General features: G+C 51.6%; 10 protein-coding genes and 1 other annotated feature. Of the genes, 4 read left to right on the top strand and 6 right to left on the bottom strand.

The features are described 5' to 3' along the window. Positions 1 to 240: 240 nt before the first annotated feature. The 3 genes from clpB to rluD form a co-directional block, all read right to left on the bottom strand. Entirely contained in the window at positions 241 to 2,814 is a 2,574-nt protein-coding gene (gene clpB, locus ACSZO4_RS22550; protein ID WP_437891287.1) for an ATP-dependent chaperone ClpB, read from the bottom strand. 130 nt (positions 2,815 to 2,944) lie between these two features. Continuing rightward, positions 2,945 to 3,676 (bottom strand): purine nucleoside phosphorylase YfiH, encoded by a 732-nt coding sequence (gene yfiH / locus ACSZO4_RS22545; RefSeq protein WP_437891286.1) that lies wholly within the window; start codon positions 3,674 to 3,676, stop codon positions 2,945 to 2,947. Beyond that, positions 3,673 to 4,653: a 23S rRNA pseudouridine(1911/1915/1917) synthase RluD gene (rluD, locus tag ACSZO4_RS22540; protein WP_437891285.1), complete on the bottom strand. Its 981-nt coding sequence runs from the start codon at positions 4,651 to 4,653 to the stop codon at positions 3,673 to 3,675. Before rluD ends, yfiH begins: the two co-directional genes overlap by 4 nt. Positions 4,654 to 4,783: 130 nt before the next feature. Between rluD and bamD the strand changes: the two genes are divergently transcribed. The 4 genes from bamD to pheA all read left to right on the top strand — a co-directional run bounded on the left by bamD (position 4,784) and on the right by pheA (position 7,536). Then, the gene (bamD, locus tag ACSZO4_RS22535) at positions 4,784 to 5,521 is read left to right on the top strand and encodes an outer membrane protein assembly factor BamD (protein WP_437891284.1); all 738 of its coding nucleotides are present in this window, start codon (positions 4,784 to 4,786) and stop codon (positions 5,519 to 5,521) included. Positions 5,522 to 5,787: 266 nt separating this feature from the next. Continuing rightward, positions 5,788 to 6,123, top strand: a complete 336-nt coding sequence (raiA, locus tag ACSZO4_RS22530) for a ribosome-associated translation inhibitor RaiA (protein WP_437891283.1) — start codon at positions 5,788 to 5,790, stop codon at positions 6,121 to 6,123. A gap of 105 nt (positions 6,124 to 6,228) precedes the next feature. After that, positions 6,229 to 6,354: a sequence feature (Phe leader region), on the top strand. Next, the gene (pheL, locus tag ACSZO4_RS22525; protein WP_437891288.1) at positions 6,230 to 6,277 is read left to right on the top strand and encodes a pheA operon leader peptide PheL; all 48 of its coding nucleotides are present in this window, start codon (positions 6,230 to 6,232) and stop codon (positions 6,275 to 6,277) included. It overlaps the preceding feature by 48 nt. Positions 6,355 to 6,375: 21 nt before the next feature. Then, positions 6,376 to 7,536 carry a bifunctional chorismate mutase/prephenate dehydratase gene (gene pheA / locus ACSZO4_RS22520; RefSeq protein WP_437891282.1) on the top strand — a complete coding sequence of 387 codons (1,161 nt, stop codon included), beginning with the start codon at positions 6,376 to 6,378 and terminating at the stop codon, positions 7,534 to 7,536. Here pheA and ACSZO4_RS22515 read toward each other — a convergent pair. The 3 genes from ACSZO4_RS22515 to aroF all read right to left on the bottom strand — a co-directional run bounded on the left by ACSZO4_RS22515 (position 7,533) and on the right by aroF (position 10,675). Then, on the bottom strand, positions 7,533 to 8,405 hold the full coding sequence (locus ACSZO4_RS22515; RefSeq protein ID WP_437891281.1) for an SMP-30/gluconolactonase/LRE family protein: 873 nt from the start codon (positions 8,403 to 8,405) through the stop codon (positions 7,533 to 7,535). The two genes, pheA and ACSZO4_RS22515, sit on opposite strands and share 4 nt — an antisense overlap. 68 nt (positions 8,406 to 8,473) lie before the next feature. Continuing rightward, positions 8,474 to 9,595: a bifunctional chorismate mutase/prephenate dehydrogenase gene (gene tyrA / locus ACSZO4_RS22510; protein WP_437891280.1), complete on the bottom strand. Its 1,122-nt coding sequence runs from the start codon at positions 9,593 to 9,595 to the stop codon at positions 8,474 to 8,476. A gap of 9 nt (positions 9,596 to 9,604) precedes the next feature. After that, positions 9,605 to 10,675 (bottom strand): 3-deoxy-7-phosphoheptulonate synthase AroF, encoded by a 1,071-nt coding sequence (aroF, locus tag ACSZO4_RS22505; RefSeq protein WP_437891279.1) that lies wholly within the window; start codon positions 10,673 to 10,675, stop codon positions 9,605 to 9,607. Positions 10,676 to 11,205: the final 530 nt, after the last annotated feature.

Here is an 11,205-nt window from a genome sequence, read left to right as displayed (position 1 = left end):
GAGTCAAGCGCTTATTTTCGCTTTTCTCTTCAACCGAACCGGCTACTTAGTGTGAAGTGATTCACATCCGCCGTGTCAGTGGAGGCGCAGTATAGGGATTTATTCCGGGCTGACAAGTATAAAATGCAAAAAACTTATCGATCGCTCACTTTCCAGGCAAACCATACACTGAACAACTATTTTTGCCTGGTTTTTAAACAAAAACGAGCCCCTCAGGGCCCGTTTTTGTTGTTTTGTGATTTACTGCACTGCCACTATTCGGCCATCGTTGACTTCAAGCAGCACACTTTTTCCTGGAATCAACTCTCCGGAAAGAATTTGTTGTGCCAGAGGGTTCTCAATCTGTTGCTGAATCGCACGTTTAAGTGGCCGCGCACCATATACCGGGTCGTAACCATTCTCGCTTAACAGTTTCAGTGCATCATCAGAAATGTGAACCTCATAGCCACGTTCTTCCAGGCGTTTGTACAACCGCTGCAGTTGGATCTGCGCAATAGAAGCAATGTGTTTCTCACCCAGAGGATGGAACACCACCACTTCATCAATACGGTTGATAAATTCCGGGCGGAAACTGTGGCTCACAACACCCAGCACCAAATCTTTCATGTGGCTATAGTCAAGCTCGCCGAAACGTTCCTGAATCAAGTCGGAACCCAGGTTCGAAGTCATGATGACAACCGTGTTACGAAAATCGACTGTTCTTCCCTGTCCATCGGTCAGGCGCCCATCATCCAACACCTGCAACAGAATGTTGAACACATCAGGATGCGCTTTCTCTACTTCATCCAGCAGAATGACAGAATAAGGACGACGACGAACCGCTTCCGTTAAATAGCCGCCTTCTTCATAACCCACATATCCCGGAGGCGCGCCAACCAGTCTGGAAACAGAGTGCTTCTCCATAAACTCAGACATATCGATACGCACCATCGCATCATCACTATCAAACATAAAGTTCGCCAGAGACTTACACAGCTCGGTTTTACCGACCCCGGTAGGCCCAAGGAACAGGAACGAACCAATCGGACGGTTAGGATCCGATAACCCGGCCCGGCTACGACGAATGGCATTCGAAACCGCTTCGACCGCTTCATCCTGGCCAATGACGCGATGATGGAGATCTTGTTCCATCCGCAACAGTTTTTCTCGCTCGCCTTCCATCATCCGGGCGACGGGTATCCCCGTCCAGCGAGCCAGCACTTCCGCAATTTCCGCATCAGTCACTTTATTACGCAGCAGGCGCATGGTTTTGCCTTCAGACTGCGTGGCTATTTCCAGCTGTTTTTCCAGTTCTGGTATTTTGCCGTACTGCAACTCCGACATCCGGGCAAGGTCGCCCACCCGCCGCGCCTGCTCAATGGCAATTTTCGCCTGCTCAAGCTCAGCTTTAATGGTCTGAGTACCAGACAGGGATGCCTTTTCCGCTTTCCACTCTTCTTCTAACGTCGAGTACTGGCGCTCTTTATCAGAAAGTTCGTCATTCAGCATATCAAGACGCTTTTTACTGGCGTCATCAGATTCTTTCAGCAAAGCCTGCTGTTCCAGCTTGAGCTGGATAATACGGCGATCAAGTCTGTCCAGTTCTTCCGGCTTCGAGTCAATCTGCATACGGATGCTGGATGCCGCTTCATCAATAAGATCGATGGCTTTATCCGGCAGTTGCCTGTCGGCAATATAGCGATGCGATAAAGTTGCCGCAGCGACAATCGCCGGGTCAGTTATCTGCACATGGTGATGCAACTCATAGCGTTCCTTCAGACCACGCAAGATTGCAATGGTATCTTCCACGCTCGGTTCTGCGACAAATACTTTCTGGAAACGACGCTCCAGAGCAGCATCCTTCTCGATGTACTGGCGATACTCATCCAGCGTCGTGGCCCCCACACAGTGCAGTTCGCCACGCGCCAGCGCCGGTTTCAACATATTGCCGGCATCCATTGCGCCATCCGCTTTCCCTGCGCCGACCATGGTGTGCAATTCATCGATAAACAGAATGACATTACCTTCCTGTTTAGCGAGATCGTTCAACACGCCTTTCAGGCGCTCTTCGAACTCACCACGGTATTTCGCCCCCGCCACCAGCGAACCCATATCCAGTGACAATACCCGACGACCTTTCAGTCCCTCAGGAACTTCACCGTTAACAATACGCTGAGCAAGGCCTTCGACGATGGCGGTTTTACCCACCCCTGGCTCGCCAATCAGTACCGGGTTATTTTTAGTGCGGCGCTGCAATACCTGAATAGTACGGCGGATCTCTTCATCACGGCCAATCACCGGATCAAGCTTGCCCTGTTCGGCACGCTCGGTCAGATCGACAGTATATTTTTTCAAGGCCTGACGTTGATCTTCGGCCCCTTGATCGTTCACGTTTTCACCTCCACGCATCTGATCAATCGCCTGAGTAAGATTTGCGGTAGTGACGCCCGCAGCTTTCAGCAGGTCAGTCAGCGTTCCGCGCGACTCAAGCGCCGCCAGAACAAAAAGTTCCGACGAAATAAAGTTGTCACCACGTTTTTGCGCCAACTTGTCGCAAAGATTAAGCACACGCACCAGCTCCTGCGACGGCTGAACGTCACCACCGGTACCTTCCACCTGCGGCAAACGGCTCAGGGCCTGATCGATAGCCGTACGCAACTGACCAGCATTAATGCCAGCAGACGTTAATAAAGGACGTATCGATCCCCCTTCCTGATTCAGCAAGGCGCTCATTAAATGAAGTGGTTCGATGAATTGGTTGTCGTGCCCAAGTGCGAGCGACTGGGCATCGGCAAGAGCAAGCTGGAATTTATTGGTAAGACGATCCAGACGCATAACTCCCCCCTATAACAGGTCAAATTTGCTACTGGAGATTAAATGAGGTCATCCCTCAATTATTCAAGGTGAATGACCTGAATTATACGAAAAGAAAGTTACACGTACCGGATCGTCTTGATTCGTTAGGTTATATCAGCCAAATAAAACTTGCCATACGACCTGTCGTCTTGTCGCGACGATACGAGAAGAAATCATGCGTTTGCGTGAAGGTACAACGGTCGCCGCCGAAAACCTGGGTGACCCCTGCCCGTGCCAGACGCTGGCGAGCAAGTGCGTAAATATCTGCGTAGTACTTGCCGCCCGCAGGCCTGAATGCGCTATCGGCAGCGACATCCTCGGCCATAAACGCGTCACGCACTTCAGCGCCAACTTCAAATGCATCCGGACCAATGGCTGGCCCGAGCCACGCGAGAATATTTTCCGGCCGATCGGCAAAACAGGCGACCGTTTCTTCAAGCACGCCTGCGCATAAACCACGCCAGCCAGCATGCGCTGCCGCCACTTCAGTGCCTGCCCGGTTGCAAAAGAGCACCGGTAAGCAGTCCGCAGTCATTACCGCACACACCATACCAGGCGTATTACTGTACGATGCATCCGCACGTTTGCTGGCATAAGGGCCATCGGTGAGCGGCAGTACCTCTTTTCCATGAACCTGCTCAAGCCAGACTGGCTTTGTTGGCAACCCACCTGCGGCAAACAGACGTTTGCGGTTTTCTTCAACGTGGTCCAGATTATCACCGCAATGTGCGCCCAGGTTCAGCGAATCCCAGGGCGGCAGGCTTACACCGCCCTGGCGTGTAGAACTGCATGCCGCCACTCCCGCAGGAAGCGGCCATTCGGGGATAATCAGGTTGGTCATAGCCAGGCCACATCGTCCTTATGAGTTTCAAAATCGGCACGCATGGCTTCAATAAGGTCCACCATATCCTGAGGGATCGGCGCATGCCATTCCATCTCAATGCCCGTAATCGGGTGATAGAGTCGGAGCATGGTTGCATGCAGCGCCTGCCGGTCAAATTTGCGCAGTGCGGTAATAAACTCTTCAGAAGCACCTTTTGGTGGACGCGGACGACCGCCGTACAGCTGATCGCCCACCAGCGGATGCGTGATGTACGCCATATGCACGCGGATCTGGTGAGTACGTCCGGTTTCCAGACGCAAGCGCAGGCGCGTATGCACACGGAAATGCTCCATAATGCGATAGTGCGTCACGGCCGGTTTTCCCATCGGATGCACTGACATATGGGTGCGTTTCGTCGGATGTCGACTGATCGGTTGTTCTACCGTTCCACCCGACGTCATATGACCGATCGCCACCGCTTCATATTCACGCGTAATTTCACGCAACTGCAACGATTCCACCAGACGTGTCTGCGCCGGAATGGTTTTTGCCACCACCATCAGCCCCGTGGTGTCTTTATCAAGACGATGGACGATGCCCGCACGCGGTAAATCGACAATCGGCGGATAGTAATGCAGCAGCGCATTCAGCACCGTGCCGTCAGGATTACCCGCCCCTGGATGCACCACCAGGTCACGTGGCTTATTGATAACAAGGATGTCGTCATCTTCATAAACAATATTGAGCGGGATGTCCTGTGCTTCAAAACGGACTTCCTCTTCAATTTCAGCAGCGATAATAACGCTTTCGCCACCGAATACTTTCTCTTTGGGTGTGTCCCAGACCTTGCCGTTTACCTGGACATTTTGGGCAAGGATCCACTCTTTTATACGCGAACGCGAATAATCAGGGAACAATTCGGCCAAAGCCTGATCTAACCGTTGTCCGAGTTGTTTTTCGGACACCGTTGCGGTGAGTTGTACTCGTTGTGCCATATACAGCTTCTTCGTTAACGTTGGGTTTTACGGCTTCGCCGTATAATATAGTGTGCTATTGTAGCTGGTCTTAGTCGGGAGCAGGAAGAGACAATCTCCCGCATAAACATTTGAGGAAAGTCTAAACGTCATGACGCGCATGAAATATCTGGTGGCAGCCGCCACGTTGAGCCTGGCTTTGGCGGGTTGCTCCGGTTCAAAGGAAGTGGTGCCCGATAATCCGCCAAATGAAATCTATGCGACTGCCCAGCAAAAACTGCAAGACGGTAACTGGAAGGCGGCGATAACGCAACTAGAAGCACTGGATAATCGCTATCCATTCGGACCTTACTCACAGCAAGTGCAGTTGGATCTGATTTACGCCTATTACAAAAATGCCGATTTGCCGCTGGCTCAGGCCGCTATCGATCGCTTCATTCGCCTGAATCCGACGCATCCTAACATCGATTATGTCATGTACATGCGTGGCCTGACCAACATGGCGCTGGATGATAGTGCATTGCAGGGCTTTTTCGGTGTGGATCGTAGCGACCGCGACCCACAGCATGCGCGTGACGCATTTAATGATTTCTCAAAACTGGTTCGTGGCTATCCACGCAGCCAGTACGTCAGCGATGCAACCAAACGTCTTGTGTTCCTGAAAGACCGCCTGGCAAAATATGAGTTTTCAGTTGCCGAATACTACACCAAACGCGGTGCCTGGGTGGCCGTCGTAAACCGTGTTGAAGGTATGCTGCGTGACTTCCCGGATACCGCTGCAACGCGTGATGCACTGCCGCTGATGGAAAACGCCTATCGCCAGATGCAAATGGGCGCTCAGGCGGATAAAGTCGCCAAAATTATTGCCAGTAACCCGAGCAACAGCTGAGGTTACTAAAAGCAAAACGGCAGCCAACTGGCTGCCGTTTTTTTATTCATTCAGACTGTCGCTGAAGCGGTTTAGCTACAAGTCATCCCATCAACTATGATGGGTAATAGCGGGTTCGACAAGTGAAATTTGGCCTCTTCCTGCCCTGCCTCACAAAACCTTTCCTTTGACAAAAAGTGACAAAATAATGTGATTTAAATCACACATTTTGACATTGTTCGAGGTATGCTGGATTCACCAAGACGGAAAGACGAGAGGTAACATTTATGACAATGAACATTACCAGCAAACAGATGGAAATCACCCCAGCAATCCGCCAACATGTCGCAGACCGTCTCGCCAAGTTAGATAAATGGCAAACTCATTTGATTAATCCGCATATCATTCTGTCCAAAGAGCCGCAGGGCTTTATCGCCGATGCCACCATCAATACGCCAAACGGGCATCTGGTCGCCAGCGCTAAACATGAAGATATGTACACCGCGATTAACGATTTGATCAACAAGCTGGAACGCCAGCTCAATAAAGTGCAGCACAAAGGTGAAGCGCGTCGGGCTACCACCTCGGTGAAAGATGCGGACTTCGTTGAAGAAGAAGAATAGCCTTATCCCATTGAGTTAATCTGCAACGCGCCTTCGGGCGCGTTTTTTGTTGACAGAGAGAAAACAGTACAGGTACTTTAACTGTCATTCACTAAAGGAAATTTACATGCACCATGTCCCGTTCTTCTTCGCATTCTTTTTTACCTTCCCCTGACCGGGAGGCGTTTCGTCGTGTGATAAAGAATGCGAAGACGAACAATAAGGCCTCCCAAAACGGGAGGCCTTTTTTTTGATAACAAGAAAGGCAACACTATGACTTCGGAAAACCCATTACTGGATTTACGTGTAAAAATCAGTTCATTAGATGAACAATTGCTCTCTTTGCTCGCTGAACGGCGGGAACTGGCAGTAGAAGTCGGTAAAGCCAAGCTGGCCTCACATCGCCCGGTGCGGGATATCGATCGTGAGCGCGATTTACTCGAACGTTTAATCCAGCTCGGCAAAGCCCATCATCTTGACGCTCACTATATTACCCGCCTGTTCCAGCTGATTATTGAAGATTCCGTACTTACCCAGCAGGCACTGCTTCAGCAGCATCTCAATAAAATTAACCCGCATTCTGCTCGCATCGCTTTCCTCGGGCCAAAAGGCTCCTATTCGCATCTGGCCGCCCGCCAGTACGCAGCCCGCCACTTCGAGCAGTTTATTGAAAGCGGCTGTCCAAAATTCCACGATATCTTTAACCAGGTTGAAACCGGTCAGGCTGATTACGCCGTTGTGCCACTGGAAAACACCAGTTCGGGCGCCATTAACGATGTGTACGATCTGCTACAGCATACCAGCCTGTCGATTGTCGGCGAGCTGACCGTGCCCATTGACCACTGCGTTCTGGTATCAGGCTCAACCGATCTGGAAACGATCAAAACGGTTTACAGTCACCCGCAACCCTTCCAGCAGTGCAGCCAGTTCCTGAACCGCTATCCACACTGGAAAATTGAATATTGTGAAAGTACTTCCGCGGCAATGGAAAAAGTGGCGCAGGAAAATTCCCCACTGGTTGCTGCATTAGGTAACGAAGCCGGTGGTGCGTTGTATGGTCTTCAGGTTCTGGAACGTAATCTCGCCAATCAGACGCAGAATATCACCCGCTTCGTGGTGCTGGCGCGCAAAGCCATTGATGTCTCCGACCAGGTTCCGGCGAAAACCACTCTGCTGATGGCCACCGGACAACAGGCGGGTGCTTTGGTTGAGGCCTTGCTGGTTCTGCGCAACCATAATCTGATCATGACCAAGCTTGAATCACGCCCTATTCACGGTAACCCGTGGGAAGAGATGTTTTATCTTGATATCCAGGCCAACCTGCAATCTTCCGATGTACAAAAAGCGCTGCGTGAACTCACCGCCATCACCCGCTCGTTAAAAGTATTGGGTTGCTACCCAAGCGAAAACGTTGTTCCGGTCGATCCGGCTTAACGTTCGATAAACAGCGATTTCTTCATTCCTGCCACCGCAACAGGCAGGGTGAAGATTGCGCCGGATAACGGATATTCCGCCACTTCAGCCGCGTCCATATTTTCTCGCGTGGTGGTAATAAACAACGTTTTCATCTCATGGCCGCCGAAACAGACCATCGTCGGACAACGCACCGGCAGACGATACTCTGCAAGCTGATCCCCCTGAGGTGAAAATCGGGCGATACGCCAGCCATCAAACAGCGCGCTCCAGTAACATCCTTCCTCATCCACAGCCGCGCCATCAGGAAGACCTTCACCCGGCCCGAACTGACGGAAGACCTCACGTTTGCCTGGTTCACCCTGCTCATTGAGCGGCGTACGGTAGATAACGCCATTGGGCGTATCGGACGTGTACATCCACCGCTTGTCCGGGCTAAACGCCAGCCCGTTTGCCCCATGGATATCACACTGAATGACTTTAGGTGTCAGGTCGTTATCAATCCGAACCAGCAGCGCGCCGTTATAATCGCCCGGCCCCCAGAACGTACCGGCATAGAAACGCCCCTGGCTGTCGGTCCCCCCATCATTAAAGCGTGCCAGCTGAGGGTTCGAGGGATTATCACAGACTTTTTGCACCAGTAACCCACGCCTGTCCGTCAGCCAGATGGCATTGCGCATGGCAACAATAAAACCGCCTTTTTCACGCAACGCAAAACAGCCGACTTCCTCAGAAAAACAGAGCACGCTATATTCGCCGGAAGCTGGATGGTAGCGATGCAGTTCACCCTGCAGAATATCGGCCCACCAGAGCGCCTGCTCTTCTTCGCTCCATGTGGGGCACTCAGGTAAATGCCCGGTGTAGTCAAATAAGGTCTGTAATTCAGCCATATCCTGCCCCTTAAAATGAAAAAGCCAGCGGCACCCCGCTGGCTTTTCAGTATATACGGCATTTTTTATTACTGGCGGCTGTCGTTCGCCTGACGCAACAACACCCGGCTTTCATTCTGGAAGCGTTTGGCATAATCCCCAAACCAGTGCTCCACTTTACGGAAGCTGTCAATAAACGCCTGCTTATTGCCTTGCTCCAGCAGGCCAATCGCCTCGCCAAAACGCTGGTAATAGCGCTTAATTAACGCCAGGTTGTTCTCTGAAGACATAATAATGTCAGCATACAACTGCGGATCCTGGGCAAACAAACGCCCTACCATCGCAAGCTCAAGGCGATAAATCGGTGATGAAAGCGCCAGCAGTTGCTCAAGCTGGACGTTCTCTTCTGCCAGATGCAGCCCATATGCAAAGGTCGCGAAGTGGCGCAGCGCCTGGATGAATGCCATATTCTGGTCGTGTTCAACTGCACTGATGCGATGCAGCCGCGCTCCCCAGACCTGTATTTGCTCAAGGAACCACTGATAGGCTTCCGGATTGCGCCCGTCACACCAGACGACGACCTGTTTCGCCAGACTACCGCTGTCAGGCCCGAACATTGGATGTAAGCCTAATACCGGCCCTTTATGCGCCGTCAACATGGCCTGTAACGGCCCGGATTTCACCGATGCCAGATCAATCAGGATACAGTCGTCCGGCAGAGGTGGAAGCTCCGCAATCACCTGCTCAGTGATGTGAATCGGTACACTCACGATGACCATGCCCGCATCCGCAACAAGATCCTGCGCCTGCGCCCAGTCCTCTTTTTCCAGAATACGCACCTGGTAACCCGACAGCGTCAGCATTTTGGCAAACAGCTGCCCCATCTGTCCGTTACCACCGACGATGACCACCGGACGCAATGACGGGCAAAGGGTTTTGAATCCTTTGTCATTCTCGCTGGAATAGGACTCACGCATCACCCGGCGCAGGACATCTTCAATCAGATCCGGCGGCACCCCCAGCGATTCGGCCTCTTTGCGCCGGGACGCCAGCATAGAAGTCTCCCGCTCAGGGACGTAAATTGGCAGGCCATATTTGCTTTTGACCTCACCCACTTCCGCCACCAGAGACATACGGCGCGCCAGCAGCTCCAGCAGCGCCTTATCGACTTCATCTATTTGATCGCGTAACGCGGTCAGTTCTGCAACCATAACACCCTCTTAAGCCAGACGTGCCGCAAGGCTGCTACGCAGATCGTTGTTAATTTCGCGCAACAGGGATTCTGTCGTTTCCCAGTTAATGCACGCATCGGTCACCGAGACTCCGTATTTCATCTCACTACGCGGCTGCTCAGAAGATTGATTGCCTTCGTGGATATTACTTTCAATCATCAAGCCGATGATTGAACGGTTACCGTCTTTGATCTGGGCAACAACCGACTCAGCCACTGCGGGCTGGCGGCGGTAGTCTTTATTTGAGTTACCATGGCTGCAATCTACCATCAGTGACGGCTTGAGTCCTGCCTGTTCCATCTCTTTTTCACACTGAGCAACGTCGGCCGGGCTGTAGTTTGGCGCTTTACCGCCACGCAGGATAACGTGACCATCCGGATTGCCCTGAGTTTGCAGCAGGCAAACCTGCCCTGCCTGGTTGATACCCACAAAGCGGTGTGGCATCGCCGCAGCGCGCATGGCGTTGATCGCCGTCGCCAGGCTACCGTCAGTCCCGTTTTTGAAACCAACCGGCATCGACAAGCCTGACGCCATTTCACGGTGCGTCTGGGATTCCGTGGTACGCGCGCCAATCGCTGACCAGCTAAACAGGTCTCCCAGGTATTGCGGGCTGTTGGGATCCAGCGCTTCAGTCGCCAGCGGCAGACCCATGCTGACCAGTTCAACCAGCAAACGACGGGCGATTTTCAGCCCCCCTTCAACATCAAACGAACCATCCATGTGCGGATCGTTAATCAACCCCTTCCAGCCAACGGTGGTGCGGGGTTTTTCAAAATAGACGCGCATCACCAGATAGAGGCTATCGCTGACCTCTGCGGCAAGGGCTTTAAATCGACGAGCATACTCAATCGCAGTTTCCGGATCATGAATGGAGCAAGGGCCACAAACCACCAGCAGACGCGGATCCTGCCCGGAAATAATTCTGGAGATGGTCTGGCGAGATTGCTCGATTTGCGCTTCCTGCTCAGCGGTAAGCGGGAATTCGGCCTTTAAGTGTTCCGGAGTGATCAGCACCTGTTCGTCGGTGATGTGTACGTTGTTCAGCGCGTCTTTTTGCATGATGGCGATCCTGTATATCTCGTTTGCGATAGAGGTTCCTCAGCGAGGAGAGCACAACGATACCACAACAAGTAAAGATTTCAATCCATAATTAGTACAGTTTTATTTACACCACGCTATTAATGGCTAATTTAACGCTAAATCCGTAAACAAAAATGAACAAATGAAGCCAGGACTCAATTTTGTCTAACAGAAAAATAGCGAATTATTCTACGTTCTTCCCCACAATGACCCTCTTTTCGGTTTTTTTGTTCGCCCATTCACCTGACTTATAGTTATTCGCCCCATATCTGCGGAAATTCAGGCTGAATCTTCAAATTGTGAATGCAGCAAAATAAGCAGTGGAGGAAGCCCTATATACTCTTTTCATTGTGCGTAATGATGAGTAAAGGCAACGATGTTGGTTGCCGGCGCGGAAAACAAGGATGGATAAAACAGTTTCTCACCCGGCGTTTATTAGGGAAGGTGCGATTTAATCGGTGGGGTTCAGTGGAGTCCTTATCTGTATTAGCCTTACCTTAGCTGAGCTG

The sequence above is a fragment of the Phytobacter sp. V91 genome (assembly GCF_965644225.1).
Classification (GTDB): domain Bacteria; phylum Pseudomonadota; class Gammaproteobacteria; order Enterobacterales; family Enterobacteriaceae; genus CBFFRJ01.
Note: the sequence above shows the minus strand (reverse complement) of the source record. Positions and strands in the feature narration are given on the sequence as shown.

Excerpts from the sequence above, each read along its gene's own strand:
- clpB (WP_437891287.1), bottom strand. The coding sequence starts at position 2,814 with ATGCGTCTGGATCGTCTTACCAATAAATTCCAGCTTGCTCTTGCCGAT.
- ACSZO4_RS22515 (WP_437891281.1), bottom strand. The coding sequence starts at position 8,405 with ATGGCTGAATTACAGACCTTATTTGACTACACCGGGCATTTACCTGAG.
- pheA (WP_437891282.1), top strand. The coding sequence starts at position 6,376 with ATGACTTCGGAAAACCCATTACTGGATTTACGTGTAAAAATCAGTTCA.
- yfiH (WP_437891286.1), bottom strand. The coding sequence starts at position 3,676 with ATGACCAACCTGATTATCCCCGAATGGCCGCTTCCTGCGGGAGTGGCG.
- aroF (WP_437891279.1), bottom strand. The coding sequence starts at position 10,675 with ATGCAAAAAGACGCGCTGAACAACGTACACATCACCGACGAACAGGTG.
- tyrA (WP_437891280.1), bottom strand. The coding sequence starts at position 9,595 with ATGGTTGCAGAACTGACCGCGTTACGCGATCAAATAGATGAAGTCGAT.
- raiA (WP_437891283.1), top strand. The coding sequence starts at position 5,788 with ATGACAATGAACATTACCAGCAAACAGATGGAAATCACCCCAGCAATC.
- bamD (WP_437891284.1), top strand. The coding sequence starts at position 4,784 with ATGACGCGCATGAAATATCTGGTGGCAGCCGCCACGTTGAGCCTGGCT.
- rluD (WP_437891285.1), bottom strand. The coding sequence starts at position 4,653 with ATGGCACAACGAGTACAACTCACCGCAACGGTGTCCGAAAAACAACTC.